Below are 18,292 nucleotides of genomic sequence, written 5' to 3' on the forward strand. Positions count from 1 at the left end.
TCACTGGGATCCAACTGAAAACTCATACAGTTTTTGCAAACAAACAGCGGGTTATACAACTTATTATATTCAAAAAGGTACTGTTATATTTAAGAATGAAGAAACTCAAGAGCAAGTTACTATTGGTCCAGGAGGTATAATAAAATTACCAAAAGGTGATTATCAATGCAAAATTATTAGTGAAATTCCATTGGAATTTATACAAGTACTGGAATGGCCTGCAGGTTGGCCTAAAAAATAAAACTCCAAATATTTGGAGCTAATCTACCAAATTTTAGCTAAATTATTCAAAAGGGATTGAGCATATGAATTAGTGCTCAGTCCTTTCAGTTTAATTTGTATGTTTACATGATTGTAGGAATGGTGAGTTAGTATTAGTTGGAGGAACTGGAAAAATAGCTCTGAAAAAGTTTGGCAAAGTACTGAAGTGAATTTAATAGCTATTAAATCAAAAGCAGCTTAAAAAGACGTCAAAGTGCAGATTCATTATCAGTAAGGAAATAGTGAAAAATTTTCTCAATTAATAATATAGTCTTAGAAATTTTTGGGTAAAGGTAATTTATTTATATTTGATTGATTAAGGAGAATTAAGATGGGGATTTGTATTGTAGCTTATATTAATGAGAACGATAATAAAACATTTTATCTATGAAGCTTTAGTGCTTTATTTTTGCAGATTTCTAGCTCTACATTCGAAGATATGTCTATGTTTAATAAATTAATTGATGAATCTTACAGTGATGGCGAATTTTTTATCGAAAATGAAGATTTAAAAGATGAAATACATCAGATTTTAAAAGGCAATAGTGCAGTTTATTTATCTAGAAATTTGAGAGGTTCTTTGCAAGATTTTCTATCGTTATTTTACCAATAAAAAAACAGAATTTTTGAAAGTATTAATCACCTGATTCCCATTTTTTTATAATTTTGTTTTTTAGTATATTTATTGAATTAATTTATAGGAAATGCTTATTTAATAATTTTACCAATTTTAATGAATAGGTAAAGTCGGTGCTGTAAAGTGTAAAATAGGATATTAAAATAAATATATTATAGCTATAGTTCGTGGTTTAAATAATTATTAATATAAATTAACCAAAAAATATATGTACTTATTTTTTTGTATGTGTTTTATTTCGTAGAAAAATAAAATAAAAATAGTTATTTTAATGAAATTCATAAGGAGAGTGGTAACAATGAAAAGGGAAAAGCGATTTTTTATGGTAGTGATTATCTGTTTCACAACGTTTTTTTTTGTTTCATCTCCAAGTTATGCTTGGAATCCGTTCAATGCTATAGCAAATGCAGTAAGTACAGTGGTAAGTGGTGTAACTACTGTTGTAAGTAATGTGGCAGGCAGTGTAGTTAATGTGGCAAATGGTATTGTGAACGGTATTTCAGATGTTACTAATTCAGTTATAAATACTGCTGAAACAGTATTAGTTGGATTGGGAGTTGTAGGGAATAATCTAGCTAAATCCACATTGAGTTCAATACAGCAATTTGCAATGAATTCTGAACCTGGGGATTACAGTTTTGTTCAGGGTGTTGTACATTTAATTTATCCAAGTGAGATAAAACCGAATAATCCAATCACGAATAAAGATAGTTTAGTTGGATATAATTTGCCAAAAGTAGATTTGCAAATTACAAAAAATTTACCATTCAAATGGCAAAAGGTACAGTTATCAAAAGCACAAACTGGTGCAAGTTGTTCTGATGGTTCAGATTACAAGTTTTTTGTAAATTTAACACCGACGTCTAATAATTTTGTTATTTTCATGGAGCCGGGTGGAGCTTGTTTTGATTTAGAAAGTTGTTCCGGTAAACGTATTAAAACTGATAAGTTAAATCCAAAACAGCAAGATTTAGATAGAAGCGGGAAACTTCAATTTGTTGCTCAACGTGAAATCTCTAATCCAAATGGTGTTTCGGATAATTATCCTTCATTACTTTCGCCACTCGCGAACTTGAAAGCACCAGAAGTTGCATCAGTAATTAATCCAGTACTATCTCGTATAAGCTTATTGGAGGGTGAACGCCTAAAAATGCAGAATTGGAATTATATTTTTTTACCATATTGTTCAGGTGATGTGCATTTAGGGGATACGATCCGAACCTTTACGCGAGGTCAGGATAATACTTCAAAAACGATGTATTTTAATGGTACAAATAATGTGATTTCAGCTTTGGGTTGGATGAGAAACAATATGCCAAAACCAGCTCAAGTATATTTAACAGGACAAAGTGCTGGGGCAGTTGGGGTTGATATACATCGGGCGACAGTGAGACATTTCTTAGATCCTAATGAGTTATATACACTGGCAGACTCAGGGTTTGCATTTCCTGAAGATGCACATAATGCTTTTAAAGATCAACAACAATATCCAGGTGCTTTAGTTAGAGAAAAAATGCGAAATGTTTGGATGAATTATAAAATCACTGACTCTGGACAAGAAAAAAAGCCGCTTAATTTAATGAGAGCCATTCTTCCTCAATTGAATATTCATAATACAAATAATTTAGGATTTTTGATTAATCAGAAATTTCCTAATGATAGAATGTCTTATGCAGTTTCATTAAATGATTTAACTTTTTCAGGCTATGCTTATCAGTATAATGAAGGTTTTGATAATGCAGCAATTGAAGATGGAGATGTAAATAATCGCATACCAAACTCATTTAATTCAAACTTAGCTAAATATTCAATTGGTGCTTGGACTAAAGATTTAACTTGGTTGAAGAATCAAATAGATAATCAAAATAGTAATGTTGGTTATTATATGCCTAGCGGAAGACGTTTTAGCGCATCTCATGTCCTTACAGCAGGGAATTATGATGGCGTAATTAATGATGATACTAAAACAAAAATGGTTGATGTTATTAATAATCTTGTTGATCGTAGAAATCCTAGGGTAACACGTGAAAGACAAGAGTATAATAAACAATCAGGTCTAAAGGCGGAATTAAGTCCTTCTCATAAAATTTTACAAAAGTTTTCACCTCATTTTTTTCCTAGCCTTTAGTGCTAATAAATTATTAATCAATGCCGTAAATTATTATAATTTATGGCATTGATAATAAGGAGTGGTAATGAAAAATATTTATAAATATATTATTTTGTTTGTTTTGATTTTAGTCATTATTATTGGTTATTTAGTGAAAAAGGATTTAGATAAGCTTGATGAAGATAAGAATAGTTTTAGTCAGGAAAAGATTAATGATTTACCTGTTCATGGATCTGATTTTAATGAAAAGGAATATCAAGATATTAAAAAAATAAGAAATTTATCAAATGCTAGTTTAACAGGGCAGGAAGTTAAAAATCTAAACAAAACTGCAAAGTTTTTAGATTTTAAGCATCGAGTTGAGCAAATCATAATTCATAAAAGGCGAATTATTGAACATAAAGAGTTAAATGAACTTATGAAAGAATTAAATCGATTGCGTGAGGAAAATTATTTCTTTTTAGGTGAGGCTCATGCGATAAAGCTTGAGTTATTAAAAGCGCATTATGATGGGGATAGTTTAGATAAGAAAATTGATGAGTTAATAGCTGAAACTAAATCTATAGATGCAAATGAACGCAGTAGCTATGACCCATTAAATGATCCTAAGTTTAGAGCCTTTAAAGAGGAGGAAAGAAGAATTGTTGATCAAGCAAATACAATGACCAACTTTCCAAACGGATTAACAAAAGATGAATATATTGAGCAACAAATAAAAAGAATTTACTAAGAGAAAAAATCATGTGATAGTAAAATACGTAATTGATTGAAAGGTATAAATAATTTGAGCGTAGAGTTTTATTCACCAAAATGGATATGGGAATTAATATTCAAAGTCACAAATGAATGCTTATAGTTATTTGGGGTTTTGTTACACAAACCTATCCGTAAGGTCTGATCAAGTGTGTGATTCATAGACTACTAATACTATAACCTCCACTGTCACTAAGATTTTTAGCATAACTTTTCTTTTAATCGCTCATAGGGTGTTTTGCCATTCATGGCTGCATGAGGTCGGGCATAATTGTAAAATGCATCCCATTCGGCCAGCTTGGCTTTTAAATCCACATCATCTGTGTAGTCTAATAGCTGGTAGAACTCCCTTTTATCCGTTACCGTTATGTTTAGGTGTTCGGGGTTTAATATGGCGATGATGAACGGCTAGATAATTCAGATGCCAATGGAATTTAGACTGAAACTCATGACTGTTTTCAGTCTGAATGTTATGAATGCGGAAAGGAAATTTGTCGATCACATAATTGACGATATCAATAGCATTGGCTTGATTATGTTTCTCATAAATCTTTAATACCTTAATTCTAGTTGCATCATTAATAGCGGTATAATGATATCGTTTGACTTGTTTTCATAACGTTGAGGAATAGAACGTTTATACTGATTTTGGAGTAATCGATTCATACCATGCCGTTTTAAAACATGGTATACCCCAACTGTTGATATCTTAATTTGCTGATAATGCCATAAATACCAACTGATTCGTAGCTGTCCATAATGATAGCGTTGAATTAAATAAATAATCTTATCTTCAATCTCAGCAGGCGTGCGTAGATTATAGGGTTCTGTGGACATGATTTACTGTTGACTAATTCTATCTCTCCTTTGGATTTATAACTCTTCTTCCAACGATAAAAAGTATCTCGTGAAATACCAAATTATCGACAGATCAATGTAACATTGCCATTTTGTTCAACATGACCAAACACTTTTAATTTATGGACAATTGCTCGCTGGGGTTTTGTACTCAAAATTCAAACTCCTATAACATGTGGTAAAATGTACCAAAATGTCAGTAGAAGATTCAATTTTCACAATTTAGTACCTTGATCTGACTCCTTTTGAACATCATCATTCTTATGTTGCTGTTTATTTTTATTATCTGGAGCATCCTGCTCTCTATGCCAAGCATTCTAAATAGTTTGGGATATTAAACTGTGATATTAGTATACATTTTAATAATTACTTTAAACTAAATTGTTTTTAATTACCTAAAACCTGTATTTATTTATTTTGTTTATTAAACATGTATTTAATTTTAAAACATCATTTTTCATTCTACATGATAACTCTTGTTAGGGGTAAAAACTAATAAAAATATTTTTTTAAAACAAATAAAATTTTCTAAGTATTGAGCGTTGCAATTTAAACATATCTATATGTTTCATTAACTTATAAAAGCTTTATTGTAAGGAGACCCATTTGTCGTAAGATAGATTTTAGGTGCAGGTTTATTCATTTGAGAATTATATTGCTCAATCACACTTTATGAATAGCTTTGTACAACAATGTTTAATTCATCTGAGATTTTAATAATTTTGTTTATTAAATAATAATATTATGTATAATATTTTTCATAGTAAAAGAGAAATGTATAAAAATGTCAAAAAGCAAAGCTTTTCTAATTATTATAGTTTTTATTATTGGATTTTTAAGTATCTTATACTTTCTTTCGCCTTCCAATAATGATTTAAATAATAATGCAACACTATCATCTCCAATAATTAAAGCGACACAAGTTCAAAAGCCAAATACTGTCGTTAATATTTTAGAACAAAAAAAATTGGTATCTAGTAAAACTCAAAAAAATGATGGTGATGGTGATGGTGATGGTGATGGTGATGGTGATGGTGATGGTGATGGTGATGGTGTACCTGATCGTATGAATGATTATATCAAAAAAGAATTTTCAAACTCAATTACCTTACAGATTGCGATGAAGAATTTGGCTCAAGCCTGGAATTTAGCCCTTGCAGACAATCTAGATAAAAAATCTGCCAAAGATGTAGGAAATAAAATTTCAAAAAGTATCGCATGTTTATTGAATCCAATTGTTTTGACAAAAACAAATAATTCTTTCGAAAAAATGAACAGTTATATACAAGCTACACGCGCTGAAATGCTTAACACTCCAAAAAATACGATTGCTTATATTCATTTTAATGAATTATTAAATGGGCAATATTTTCATGATCAAGGAACAACCCCATGTAGTAATGATGTTACTCAAGCACCATATTAACTTTAATTAAGAAAAGGAAATTCAAAATGAACTTTTTATTCTCAGCTGCACAGTCCATATTCAATTCAATAGCTCAGGTAGCTCAGGCAGTTGTGCTAGCTCTGCTACCTCCAGTAGCTCCAGTCAATGATAATCAAAATCCTGCTACTATTGTATTTGTTAATGGATTAAATAATACTTTGGATGATTCTCTTTCAATGTCGCTTGCGCTAAAAAAAGATCTGGAGGCAAAAGGTAAAAAATACGTTGTTGATTTAGCTTTTAATAAAACTGAAGGCGTATTTCTCGACTTCCTTCAAGCTTTTTCTCAGAAAATGGTAATAGATAATTTAAGTGATTTCTGGAAGTTAATAGACAATGTTGATAATTTGCAAAATGCAAGTTTAGTTACTGATGAAATTTATCAAAAGTATATTAATGATTTTAAAAAAGATGAGATGAAATTCCCTGAAATCGAAGACCATATTAAGGAATATAATAAGTATTTAGCAAAAAATTCAAATGTTGTCTTAGTCCCACACTCTCAAGGAAATTTTTATGCAAACGCCAGCTTAAACCTACTTTTTGCACACTCAACTATAGCCCGTAAGCACCTTTTTTCAGTGGGTATAGCTACTCCAAGTAACAAACTACTTCCTAATTCAAGTTATTTTACATCTTCAAATGACAGTCTAATTGTGTCAATTGGAGTTGGGGATTTTATTTCATCTTCACTTTCAATTTTGCCTCCAAATATAACAATCCCATACTCAGATAACGATAAAATTGGTCATGGTTTCCTCACTAGCTATTTACGGGAAGGTCAACCAAGTAAAGATATCATTTTAGATAAGATTATTGCTTATGCAGATAAAAAATAATTTCACTTGTAGAGAATTGTATTATTGAGTAAGCCTTTATCGCTTGGTTTGTGCAAGAAATCTATTTAAATTGATACTTATAAAATTTTTTGTATAAAATAAAATGATATAAGTATATATTTTAAAAATGGATATTTCAATTTGCAGCTTATCATATAAAATGGGAATGATTGTTCCCATTTTTATTAGTACTGTTGACATTTATTGCCAAAAAATAGCGAGATAGTAAAATTAAGTCACCATTTAAGCAGTAACACTAGTAACTGAGAAAGTTCATAGTCTGGCTGTAGTTATCTCACTTTTAGGTACAACCACATATAGCCTGTATGTTTCGATTAATCGTTATATTTCGCAGCAGCCCAATATCATAGAAACTAATTTTCAAGTGTAGAGAACTAGCAAAGCTAAAAAATAACTTTAAAGGCTTACAGAAGAAAGTTTCATATTAAAAAAAGCCGCAGTGTACTGGCAAGCTAGTCCAAATGAGTGTGTTAGAAACTTTCATATTCTTGTAAATTTATCTTTTAAAATTTTCATAACTCTTAGTTGCTCCTAGGAGCTGTATATTAATATATGCTTTAATTAATATTACTAAATATAAAATAATTTTTATGTGGTTTCTCATTGAGTGAGAAACTTACTGAGATGCTAAATATCAAATTAATAAAGTTACTAATTGGGTTTGGAGGAATTGTTATGTTATGACATTTTTACATCTCCAAAGTTAACATTACATTATCTTCAGAGGGATAGTGTGTCCATTACTTTGGCTAGGATCAGTGTAGTATGTGCATTTAACTTCAAGCGATGACACCAATTTCAAGATGCCATTCAAAAAAACTAAAGATATTGATAAGTAAATTAAAGAAGTAGTATTGGATAAATTATATACATACCTAAAATTGATTATACTTTTTGGTTATTATTTCCAATACAGCTTTTATTCTTGATCAAAGCTATTTTTAAAGAGGGGAATTCATTTTATCAATTTTTTTTTTATATAAATCTTGAAAATTAGTACATTTCAATGAGGTTTTAAATTTTAATCCTAGTTTTATAAGATTTATATGTGTACTTATTTGTTGTTTAAAAATATTGAAAGTTATTTACTATTTTATCTTATATAAATCAGTTGCTTGATTTTAATTGGAGTGTGTTTATTGTACAGAAGAATGTGATATGTAAATATGTGTTTTCTTTCACACTTATTGTGTAAAAGTTAATAAATAATACATATCATGGAATTTAATATGAATATTTTTACAAAACTAACACTAACTGCATTGTTGAGCACGGCTTATATCGCGACTGCACAAGCCGCTGTTACTGGTCAAGTTGATGTCAAGCTGAATGTTTCGACAGGTTGTACTGTTGAGGGTTCTACTGTTACTGGAAATATGAACCAATTTGGTACATTGGATTTCGGTAAAACTTCTGGTCAGTGGTCAAACGTTTTGACTGGACAAGTTGCTTCTTCAGCGACAGGTAATCATCTCACTGTAAAATGTGACAGTACAACACCTGTTGACTTTAAGATTGCCATTGATGGTGGTCAGCGTGCTGATCGTAGTCTTAAACATACGACTGCTGCGGATACAGTGAGTTATAACGTTTATCGTGATGCAGCACGTACAACGCCATATGTGATTAATACAGCTCAGACTTTCACTGCTGCGGCAGGTGTAGCTCAAGAAGTTCCAATCTTCGGCGCAATTGCTGCGAACAGTGGCACTGCAAAAGCACAAGGTGATTATACAGACACTTTATTGGTGACTGTTAATTTCTAATCGGTATACGTAACAGTGAACAGGTTTGTTGCTGAACAGGCCTGTTTTAAGGAGGAACGTATGCATCTGTTGCTTAAACAATATGTTGGTCTGTTGGCTTGTAGTCTTATTTCATCGCTTACCAGTGCTGGGCAATTATCAGCGAAGTTGAATTTGCAACTTGAACTGCAACCATCATGCAAGATTAATAATCAGTCTGTGAATAACGGAACAAATGGTTTAAATTTCGGTCAGTTGAATTTTGGAGAAACCACAGCGGCATTCAATCGTGTGATTGAGACCAACTTAAGCAATGCTTCAACATCAGGGGTAACCATTCAATGCCCTGGCAATGCCCCAATAAAAATAACTTTTGGTGCGGGGAAAAATGACAGCAAGGTTCCAGCATCTTTTGGCGCAAATTATTTTCGCGCAATCAGTAATGGCACAGATTTCCTTGCCTATAACATCTTATATGGAACTGCTCGGGAAGCGTTAAGGCCTAATCAAATCATTACTTTGACCAATAACGGTCAGCCGCAAACGCTTAATCTCATGGGGCAAACTGTTAATAATGGTCGGTCAGTCTCGCTTGGACAATATACCGACACTATTCCAATTACCATTGAATTCTAAAGAACGAAATCATGAAAAAAATAGGTTTAAGTGTTCTGCTGATGTTGGCTGTGCCGTGGGTATCTGCTGAAACAACAGCAAACTTTAAGGTACAGGCGACCATTGAAAATGGCTGCAAACTCAGCAATGTAGAACAGTTACTTGATTTTGGTCGTCATCCTGTTGTGGTGCAGGGGCGGTTAAAAGGATCCGTGATCAATACGACACAAAGTTGGAATATTCGTTGTACTGCACGGCTACCGGTAAAGGTGATGTTGAGTGGTGGTGATTATTTTTCAAATAATTCTCGACGGATGAAACATGCCCAGCAGAATGAATTTGTACCTTATCAGCTTTATCAGGACAGTAATTTGCAAGGTGAATATGCCAGTGGCAGTACTTACTCACTGACACCAACCACTACGCTGAATACCGTACTGGGTTTTGCAGTTTATGCTGTTGCAGATTTGAATAATAACAATCAACCACGATCAGCAGGCCTTTATAAAGATACGGTCGCAATTACGATTACATGGTGATTCTATGAGCTTAAATAAAATGAAAATATGGTCGGGCAGGACTTTCTCTGCGGCCGCGATATTGATGGTCACTTCACCGGTATTCGCACAGGCCACTTTTTTAATCTGGCCAATTTATCCAAAAATTGAAGAAAAAGAGAAAGCCACTGCGGTCTGGCTACAAAATACCGGTAACTCTGATGCCATGGTACAGATTCGGGTATTTAAATGGGATCAGAATCATCAGCAAGATGCTTATACAGAGCAAACTGAGGTTATTCCAAGTCCGCCTGTTGCGAAGATCAAGGCGGGTGAAAAGCATATGTTGCGTTTGACTCGCTCGACTGCTGTACCTGATGCAAAAGAACTTGCCTATCGAATTATTGTTGATGAACTGCCGATCAAGCTCAATCCAGAAGATGAAAAAGATGCATCGACAGTCAGCTTTCAGATGCGTTATTCCATTCCCTTGTTTAGCTATGGCAAAGGACTTGGCAGTGGTTTAACTGAAGTTTCACAAAAAACCAATGCGAAAAATCCTTTGGCTAAACCGATATTAAGTTGGTGGGTCAAGAATAATGAACAGGGCAAACCTGAACTTTATATTAAAAATACAGGTTCAAAATTTTCGCGGCTTTCAGGAATTAAATTAACCCCGACTTCAGAGCAAATGGCTTTTGGAAAAACTGCCTTTGGTTATGTGTTGGCAAACAGCACTATGAAGTTTGATCTGGACAGCAAGATACTCAACAGTCTGAGTGGTCAAAGCAGTTTATATGGGGTTGACAGTTCAGGGGTGAAACAGGAATTTCTTGAGATTAAAAAAGAAGGAGGGGGATAAATGGGTTATTTATCAGGGTTACACACCCCTTCTTTTTTATGCAAAAGCCTGACATTGATATTGGTCGCGAACATTCCATTGCTGAGCTGGAATGTCTATGCAAATGGTTTACCACCGCCACCACGAGATGTTTCAGAAGTGAATAGCTTATTTAAGCTCTATCTGGACTTGGTGATCAATCAATATTCGACGCGACAGGTGATTCCAGTCATTGTCAAAGGGGATCATTACTTTATCCAGCAATCAAAACTGGATGAGTTACAGATTAAGCTGCCTGCAGATGCACTTCAGCAACAGTCAGAAAAAAACCTGACCGATCTGGATGTATTTACTTTAGGCTTTTCAGGCAAGGCCTTGGATTGGGTCTGCCTCAATCAGATTCCCGAATTGAAGTATGAGTACAATTCAGCGCAACAGTATTTTAGTTTAGACCTCCCTGCCAGCTGGATGCCAGTGCAGATACGCGGCTTGGATTCTTGGTATCAGCCTGAAACAGCTCAGTCGGGAATCGGTTTATTAAATAACTATGACTTTTATACTTACCGCCCAGAGAATGGTGGCTATAGCAGTACGCTGTTTACAGAACAACGCTTTTTCTCCCCTTATGGGGTACTGAGAAATTCAGGGGTTTATAGCAAAACTGATTTTGACTCATCCAATCAGAATGGTGATGGCTATCGTCGTTATGACACCACTTGGCAATATGATGACCCTGTCAGCGTACTTTCATTTTTAGCAGGTGATGTGATTACGGGAAGTAAAAATGCCTGGGGAAGTTCAGTCCGCTTAGGTGGATTACAGCTCCAGCGTAATTTTGGTACCCGTCCAGATTTAATTACTTATCCTTTACCTCAGTTTAAAGGACTAGCAGCTTTACCAAGTACAGTGGATTTATTGATCAATGGGCAGAAAACCAATTCAACCGATGTACAATCTGGTCCCTTTATTTTGAATAATGTTCCATTTATCAATGGTAAAGGCGAGGCAGTGATTGTCACCACAGATAGCGTGGGTCGTCAGGTGGCAACTTCAGTACCATTTTATATTTCGAATACTTTGCTTAAACCAGGCTTATTGGATTATTCGGTGTCTATGGGACAAATCCGCGAAGATTATGGGATTAAGGACTTTGAATATGGCAAATTTGCCAGTTCAGCGGATGCGCGTTATGGGATTAACGACTGGCTCACGGCTGAAGGACGAGTTGAACTATCAGATTCAATTCAGTTGGCTGGATTGGGTTCGGTGCTCAAGCTCAATCAGTTCGGTGTTGTAAGTGGTTCGGCAATTCAAAGCTGGGCAGACCGTGAGTTTAATCGGATCAATAGTCAAAATCTCAAGGGAAATCAATACACGCTAGGCTATAGCTATAACCAGCAGCGCTTTGGATTTAGTCTCAATCATACCCAACGCGATCAGGATTATTATGATCTTTCACGCTTGCAATATAGTAATTTGATTTCAGCCAACAGTCATAAAAGTTGGGTTGCCAATACTTACGTTGCCACAGATAAGTCAGGTACTTTTGGGGTGGCTTATATCGAGACGGAAACCAGAGACATTAAAAATAAACTAATGAACCTGTCTTGGGCACCGATACTCCCGTCTTATCTGCGTGGTGCGACAGTCTCGTTAAGTGCTAATCGAGATTTTGTGGAAAAAGAGTGGAGTGCTGCATTTCAGTTGTCGGTTCCATTTTCCAAAAGTAGATCCACAGCCAGTCTAGGTTACAGCCAACAATCCAGTGGTGATTATGGTTATATCAACTATAACCGTAGTGCACCGTTGGACGGTGGTGTTGGTGTAGATTTAACTCGACGCTTTAATGAAAACAGTGATGATTTTAATCAAGCACGTGTCAGCTACCGTAACCAATATTTTAATACCGATGTCGGCATGTCAGGTAGCAATGACTATAACTATTGGTTTGGACTGTCAGGTTCGGTGGTGTTGATATCAGGGAATGTCTTTGTTGCCAATCGATTGGGTGAGTCGTTTGCCTTGATTGATACCAACAAGATTGCAGATGTCCCTGTGCATTATGAAAATAGTCTTATTGGTCGTAGTAACGCGAAGGGCTATGTATTTGTACCGTCAGTGACCCCGTATTACGCGGCTAAATACAGTATTAACCCAACAGATTTGCCGTCAAACTTTAATGCAACCCAAGTTGAAAATCGGATTGCGGCAAAACGAGGTTCAGGTGTTGTGATTGGCTTCCCAATCAAACAGTCTTATGCGGCAAATGTGTTCTTGGTACAAAGCAATGGGCAAGCGGTTCCGGTGGGTGCGGTGGTACATCGTGCCGATCAAGAATCGAGTTATGTGGGGATGGATGGGATTGCATATCTTGAAGATCTCGGTGCCGAAAATATCATTCGAGTGCAACTGCCAGATCAAAGCTTGTGTGAAGCAAGTTTTCCATTAGATTTAAAACAAGCGCAACAACAGATTGCAGTGATTAAGTCAGTTGTTTGTCGTGAGGTGGCTCAACTATGATTACTTTAAAAAAATTAATACCCACAGGTCTATTATTCTCTGGGTTGATATTAATTGCTGCTCAGAGCTATGCAGACTGTGATGTTAGCACGAGTGGCAATGCTTCGATTGGTAAGATTCCTTCAATTACATTAGCTGAAACGGGTATAAAATCCACAAAGTTCAATGCAGGGATAAGTTGTCAGGCATTTTTGACTTTACTTACAAGTAATTATTTATATTATCGAATAGATCAAATGCCAGTAAACTATATAAATAATGCGACAGGTGAGCGTCTTACTGTAAATTATTTAGATACAGACAACAATTCAATTACTGTTGGTTCAGGAAGGGATTTAGGTGGATTTTCACTTGTGAATTTATTTAGTGGACCTGGTGGTTCATTACAATTTATCGCGAATGTTAATCCAGGACAAGCCGTATCACCTGGGACATACCAAGCCGAAAAGTCTTTCAAAATAAAATGGTGGTATTCAGTAGCAGCATTTGGGATTGGAGCAATTTCTACTAAATTTGAAAGTCCTGGTTTTAGTCGAGGCATTTTGGGTTTTGGTCCTGATAGTTGGAGAGGTTCTTGGGGAAGTGGTAGAGACGCTACTTTTGACTTAAGTCTTGAGGTTTTACCCGATTGTCGAATTTCGACCAATGATGTTAATTTTGGGACAGCAGCTTTTGCGTCGGAATTTAAACCAGTGAATAGTTCTATGGGAGTACGCTGTTCTGCCAAAACACCTTATAAAGTAAGCTTGAATAATGGTCTATATCCACAAAGTGGTAATCAACGTGCGATGAAATCTGAAATGACTAATAACTATTTAAGTTATGAGATTTATAAAAATGCGACTACACAGCGTTGGGGAAGTAATGGCAGTGAGCAATGGTTAAGTACTAATGCGACCACGAATGCTGGTAATTATGATGCGAAGACTCCACAAGGTTATGCTTTTACAACAAAAATTTTGGGTACTAATCCAGATAATTTACCTGCTGGTAAATATAGTGATACTGTCACTGTTCATGTTGAGTTTTAGAAATGTTGATTATGGCATCATGATAGAAATTTATAAAATATTGTGATGTCATAAAATTAAAGAAATGCCACAAATATAAGATTTAATAAAAATTCTAAACTCATCTCTAATACAAAATTACCGTTTATCGTATTTTTCACTGAAATATTTATCTTGGATTTTTCCCTGTATATATCGTTTTTAAAAAAATGAGAATTTAGTCTATTTTTTTTAATAAAAATTTGAAATATAAATATAAAAATTCAAATTAAGATATAATTTTTTTATACAAGTGTATTTTTATTTGTTAGTGATAAACATATGATTAAAATTAATTTTAAAGTAATTTTATTATTAATATACTATACTAATAAATTATTTAATTAAGGATGCTTTTTGTTGTGCGAATCTATGCATATTTTAGAATTGATAAATTGACAGTAAAAAAATATAACTATGTGGATTTGATAAATTACCATGGTTATACTGTACCTAGAGATAGGATTGTAATTGAAGAGGTGGAAATAGATGCTGCATTAGAATTAAGATATAAGCTCATGAATCTGATCAACTATACATTGAAAAGTGGAGATCTTTTATTGGTGGAAGGGATTGACTCTTTGGGAAGTAGTTTTAAAGAGATAATCTATTGCATTAATGCTTTATTTAAAAATGAAATAAAATTAGTGTGCTTAGAGTTTTCAAAGTTTGAATTAAATGGTGATGTTAAAAAGATTTTTTATCATATTTTTAAATTATGTTCTGTTTTTGAAGGTAAAGTTGAGCTAGTAAAAAAAACTGGTATTAAGAAAATAAGTAAAGCTGGTCGACCAGAAGTGCTGAATTCAAATCAAAAAGAAGAAATTTTAAAAAAATACAAAAAGGGTAAAAGCATTAATTCATTGGCAAAAGAGTATTTTGTTACGAGGACAGTTATTCAGAGATTATTATCTAATTTATCGATTGAAATAGATTTTTAAAGCGCCTGAAGTAAATGGTATAAAATAATGGTTATTTTATATTGAATTTTCTATTTGATATGTTGTTTTTTTAGTTAATGATATGAAATTTTTTTAAAATTATTTGAAGTTAATTAGATAGCACTTTTAGAAATTGTGTTTTAATTATAAGTCACATGAAAACATTATCAGCGGTTTTAATTATAAGTTCTGGTGTTGTTCTAACAGTATGTAATAATGGTGATAGTGGGAATAGTCCTTCAGGGTCATCTTCAAAAACTGATGAAAATAATATTGCGAATTCAGTTGTTCGTAAACTTGCTCCATCTTTCAAGACAGTTTTTTTGCTATTGCTATGGATTGGGTTTTGAGTAATATGGCAATCGTGTAAATTTAGATTATAAAGGTACGGTTTGCTGTCACTCCTGCTTCACAATTGAATTCGATCCTCAATGCTTGAGAATCAAGAGTGGCAAATGTGAGCCCTGCTAAATAGATTAAAATTTATGAATCTTTAGATATTTTTACGCCATTGATCACAGCTGGGTTACGTAATTCAACCCCAACGTTAGATTATAGTCATGTATTTAAATTACAGACTGATGTAACTGCAAAGAATGCATAAATGGTTTGCGATGATACGCTTGGTAATCAGTTTGGTAGTACAATTGGTGCAGTATCTTGGTATCAATGGATCATTGAAGAGTTATCTAAGCAGATCATATACATTTATGTTTTTATCTGGAGTTCCAACTTCCTTGAATAAAGTCTCGCAACTTTTATAATTTCAAATCAAAACGTCTGTGATTATCTATCGATGTTGAGTAGATACTACTGTAACGCAAGTAGCAATAGAATTTTATATGGTCTGGCTAAGCACTCGCGACATCTGTGAATTACATTACCAATCTTGCTTATGATGGTACTACTTATGCCTTGAATATTGAAGTTGATAATATTGCTGTTGGTATTATATGGAGTGCATCGGAATAAATATTTTAAATTTCAACAAATGGTTTGTGTTTAAAAAAAGATTTTTTTTATTTACAAATAAAGAATAATAAAGGGGAAACTTGTTTAATTTTAGTTTTTATTTTTTTTATAATAATTTTTTCATTGAAGTTTTTTAAGTTTATATTGGTTTTGTTAAATATGTATGGTTTTTATTTTTACCTTTTATATATTTAATGATGTTTTTTTTATTTTTTAAGTTTATTTTGATAGTTGATGTTTAATAATAATAAATTTTATTTATTGACTTTAATGAGATTGTATTTTTATATTTTCTTTAATTCGTTTTGGTAGGATATGGTAGTAAGAGATATAAATTATTTGTGGTCGAAAATAAGTTATGTGATTTCTTAATTTGTTTAAAATATTTTTAATTTGTTTTATAAGATTAATGGTACTTTATTTCTATTGTTGTTTAAAACCATGTATAAAACATGGACAATTTTATTCTTTAATAATAAAATATTAAAAATCTTTATGAGGTGAAATAATGAATATTTATGCTTACTTTCGAGTTGATTGTATTGTTAGTAATGAAGTGGATTTTCTTTCATTGTTGAGAAATTATAACTATGAAGTAATAGCGGAGAGGCTAATAGTTGAAGAAGTTAAAGTTGAGATATCTCTAAAATATAGAGATGCTTTTTGGAATTTAATAAATTATGTAATGGAGAAAAATGACTTACTTTTTATAAAAGGAATTGATTCATTGGGTAGTAATTTTAATGAAATTTTTTTCAGTGTAAATTTAATTTTTAATAAAGGAATTAGATTGATCTGTTATGATTTTTGTGAAGATGAACTGCGTGATAAGCTTAAAGAGACATTTATAAACTCTTTAAAATTATTTTCTGATTTTGAGAGTAATATAAAAAAATCTAAAGGAAAAATAGCGGTAAATAAAAACAATCGTGTAGGACGTCCAGAAATTTTAACTCAAAAGCAGAAAGAAGAAGTTTTGTTAATGTTTAAAAATGGTGATAGTGTTTATTCGATCGCTAAAAAATATTCAGTAGCTAGGACTGTTATACAAAGAATAATTTCAAGATAAATAATGTTAAGGCCTTTTAAATGGAAATTTCAGAGAAATTTATTGTAACTAGTAGATTTGCTGTAGGGAGAAACAACAATAATTTTGAAAAAAATATTGTTGTTAAGCTAATTTATTATTTAAATATTAAATCTGTAAATAAAAAAGAGCTCCTAATGAGAGATTATTTTTTTAAGGTAGAGTCTGTTGGAGGAGCGATTGATTATCAAGTCGTAGATATTCAATATAAGAAGAAAAAAATATTTTTTTTAAATGGTGCTGAATTGTATTTTATTGATTTTAAAAAGTCTTTGTTTGATTTTAACTGATTTTTATTTTCTTTAATAATTCAATTTTGGATTTTGATATAAATTTTTTTATTTTATCTGTAAGAATTAACAATTTTATGATTAAAATTTAATCTATAGGTGGATGTTAATGCAGAAAAAATGATCCAATTAGTGATCTTAAATTTCATGTTTTAAATAGGAGTAAAATGAATATTGAAACAAGAAAACTCAATGACAAGTTTTTCAGATGGGTTAATAAAAGATGAGTGTATGCATAAAAAGAATTTACTAAAGAGTAAAATTTTTTATGCATAAGTAAAATATTAGACAGTTTGAGTAGTGAAAGTATTCAATAACCAAATTTAATTGATCAAGATGAATATGTGAATCAATATTCAAAATAGGAGAATACCATATTATAGCCTAGTGTTATTTAATGGTTTTTAGAATATACAATTTCAATATAGTGGCGAATATGTGAATAGAATTTACAAAGAAATTTGGAATGAGATTTTAGTGACATTGGCTGCAGTTTCTGAATTTGTTAAAGGAAAAGTTAAAATGTTTTTAATGCTATCACAATCTAAATCTTTAGAAAATTTCATTTTAGTAAGTAGAATTTTTAGTCAAATTTTCAATCAATCCACACTAGTGGCTGTAATGAATAGTTTTACTAAAGTAGCTTGGACTGCTACTGGGATATATATTAATCATGAATTAGAGAATGGTATTTCGCATCTAACTGGTTTTAAGGGGGAGTATATGGAAAAAGATACATCATTCATGCCGATGCATCTGAATCAGCCGCTAAAGCTTTACAGTTGCTCTACTTTGAGCATATACCATTC

The 18,292-nt window shown here is 32.6% G+C and carries 15 protein-coding genes and 1 pseudogene; 15 read left to right on the forward strand and 1 reads right to left on the reverse strand.

Features of this window, described 5'->3' with window-relative positions:
* From FY049_RS21805 to FY049_RS21820, 4 genes are all read left to right on the forward strand, one after another.
* A partial coding sequence (locus FY049_RS21805) for a hypothetical protein (protein ID WP_446084381.1) occupies positions 1-241 on the forward strand: 241 nt, incomplete at its 5' end.
* Positions 242-706: 465 nt separating this feature from the next.
* Positions 707-874 carry a hypothetical protein gene (locus FY049_RS21810; protein WP_446084382.1) on the forward strand — a complete coding sequence of 56 codons (168 nt, stop codon included), beginning with the start codon at positions 707-709 and terminating at the stop codon, positions 872-874.
* A gap of 322 nt (positions 875-1,196) precedes the next feature.
* Positions 1,197-3,026 carry a pectin acetylesterase-family hydrolase gene (locus FY049_RS21815; RefSeq protein WP_446084383.1) on the forward strand — a complete coding sequence of 610 codons (1,830 nt, stop codon included), beginning with the start codon at positions 1,197-1,199 and terminating at the stop codon, positions 3,024-3,026.
* A gap of 67 nt (positions 3,027-3,093) precedes the next feature.
* Positions 3,094-3,738, forward strand: coding sequence for a hypothetical protein (locus tag FY049_RS21820; protein WP_446084384.1), 645 nt, complete (start codon positions 3,094-3,096; stop codon positions 3,736-3,738).
* 224 nt (positions 3,739-3,962) lie between these two features.
* Here FY049_RS21820 and FY049_RS21825 read toward each other — a convergent pair.
* Positions 3,963-4,774 (reverse strand): annotated as a pseudogene (locus FY049_RS21825) (helix-turn-helix domain-containing protein).
* Between the two features lie 629 nt (positions 4,775-5,403).
* On the opposite strand from FY049_RS21825, the gene FY049_RS21830 reads away from it, so the two are divergent.
* From FY049_RS21830 to FY049_RS21880, 11 genes are all read left to right on the forward strand, one after another.
* Entirely contained in the window at positions 5,404-6,045 is a 642-nt protein-coding gene (locus tag FY049_RS21830) for a hypothetical protein (RefSeq protein ID WP_446084385.1), read from the forward strand.
* Positions 6,046-6,071: 26 nt separating this feature from the next.
* A complete protein-coding gene (locus tag FY049_RS21835; protein ID WP_446084386.1) occupies positions 6,072-6,905 on the forward strand; it encodes a hypothetical protein in 834 nt (277 codons plus the stop codon).
* Between the two features lie 1,250 nt (positions 6,906-8,155).
* Positions 8,156-8,692 carry a Csu type fimbrial protein gene (locus FY049_RS21840; RefSeq protein WP_446084387.1) on the forward strand — a complete coding sequence of 179 codons (537 nt, stop codon included), beginning with the start codon at positions 8,156-8,158 and terminating at the stop codon, positions 8,690-8,692.
* Positions 8,693-8,752: 60 nt separating this feature from the next.
* On the forward strand, positions 8,753-9,307 hold the full coding sequence (locus FY049_RS21845) for a spore coat protein U domain-containing protein (RefSeq protein ID WP_446084388.1): 555 nt from the start codon (positions 8,753-8,755) through the stop codon (positions 9,305-9,307).
* Between the two features lie 11 nt (positions 9,308-9,318).
* Entirely contained in the window at positions 9,319-9,825 is a 507-nt protein-coding gene (locus FY049_RS21850) for a Csu type fimbrial protein (RefSeq protein ID WP_446084389.1), read from the forward strand.
* A 19-nt stretch (positions 9,826-9,844) separates the two neighbouring features.
* Entirely contained in the window at positions 9,845-10,645 is an 801-nt protein-coding gene (locus tag FY049_RS21855; protein ID WP_446084395.1) for a fimbrial biogenesis chaperone, read from the forward strand.
* Entirely contained in the window at positions 10,646-13,144 is a 2,499-nt protein-coding gene (locus FY049_RS21860; RefSeq protein WP_446084390.1) for a fimbria/pilus outer membrane usher protein, read from the forward strand.
* On the forward strand, positions 13,141-14,175 hold the full coding sequence (locus FY049_RS21865; protein ID WP_446084391.1) for a Csu type fimbrial protein: 1,035 nt from the start codon (positions 13,141-13,143) through the stop codon (positions 14,173-14,175). Before FY049_RS21860 ends, FY049_RS21865 begins: the two co-directional genes overlap by 4 nt.
* A gap of 380 nt (positions 14,176-14,555) precedes the next feature.
* Positions 14,556-15,134 (forward strand): recombinase family protein, encoded by a 579-nt coding sequence (locus tag FY049_RS21870; protein ID WP_446084392.1) that lies wholly within the window; start codon positions 14,556-14,558, stop codon positions 15,132-15,134.
* A gap of 1,480 nt (positions 15,135-16,614) precedes the next feature.
* On the forward strand, positions 16,615-17,175 hold the full coding sequence (locus FY049_RS21875) for a recombinase family protein (RefSeq protein ID WP_446084393.1): 561 nt from the start codon (positions 16,615-16,617) through the stop codon (positions 17,173-17,175).
* Between the two features lie 20 nt (positions 17,176-17,195).
* The gene (locus FY049_RS21880; protein ID WP_446084394.1) at positions 17,196-17,483 is read left to right on the forward strand and encodes a hypothetical protein; all 288 of its coding nucleotides are present in this window, start codon (positions 17,196-17,198) and stop codon (positions 17,481-17,483) included.
* The last annotated feature ends 809 nt before the right edge of the window (positions 17,484-18,292 follow it).

The organism is Acinetobacter sp. 1125_18A, from assembly GCF_052824985.1.

Bases quoted from the DNA above. Each gene is read 5' to 3' on its own strand.
- FY049_RS21875 (WP_446084393.1), top strand. From the start codon at position 16,615: ATGAATATTTATGCTTACTTTCGAGTTGATTGTATTGTTAGTAATGAA.
- FY049_RS21830 (WP_446084385.1), top strand. From the start codon at position 5,404: ATGTCAAAAAGCAAAGCTTTTCTAATTATTATAGTTTTTATTATTGGA.
- FY049_RS21810 (WP_446084382.1), top strand. From the start codon at position 707: ATGTTTAATAAATTAATTGATGAATCTTACAGTGATGGCGAATTTTTT.
- FY049_RS21815 (WP_446084383.1), top strand. From the start codon at position 1,197: ATGAAAAGGGAAAAGCGATTTTTTATGGTAGTGATTATCTGTTTCACA.
- FY049_RS21880 (WP_446084394.1), top strand. From the start codon at position 17,196: ATGGAAATTTCAGAGAAATTTATTGTAACTAGTAGATTTGCTGTAGGG.
- FY049_RS21855 (WP_446084395.1), top strand. From the start codon at position 9,845: ATGAAAATATGGTCGGGCAGGACTTTCTCTGCGGCCGCGATATTGATG.
- FY049_RS21845 (WP_446084388.1), top strand. From the start codon at position 8,753: ATGCATCTGTTGCTTAAACAATATGTTGGTCTGTTGGCTTGTAGTCTT.
- FY049_RS21865 (WP_446084391.1), top strand. From the start codon at position 13,141: ATGATTACTTTAAAAAAATTAATACCCACAGGTCTATTATTCTCTGGG.
- FY049_RS21835 (WP_446084386.1), top strand. From the start codon at position 6,072: ATGAACTTTTTATTCTCAGCTGCACAGTCCATATTCAATTCAATAGCT.
- FY049_RS21850 (WP_446084389.1), top strand. From the start codon at position 9,319: ATGAAAAAAATAGGTTTAAGTGTTCTGCTGATGTTGGCTGTGCCGTGG.
- FY049_RS21860 (WP_446084390.1), top strand. From the start codon at position 10,646: ATGGGTTATTTATCAGGGTTACACACCCCTTCTTTTTTATGCAAAAGC.
- FY049_RS21840 (WP_446084387.1), top strand. From the start codon at position 8,156: ATGAATATTTTTACAAAACTAACACTAACTGCATTGTTGAGCACGGCT.
- FY049_RS21820 (WP_446084384.1), top strand. From the start codon at position 3,094: ATGAAAAATATTTATAAATATATTATTTTGTTTGTTTTGATTTTAGTC.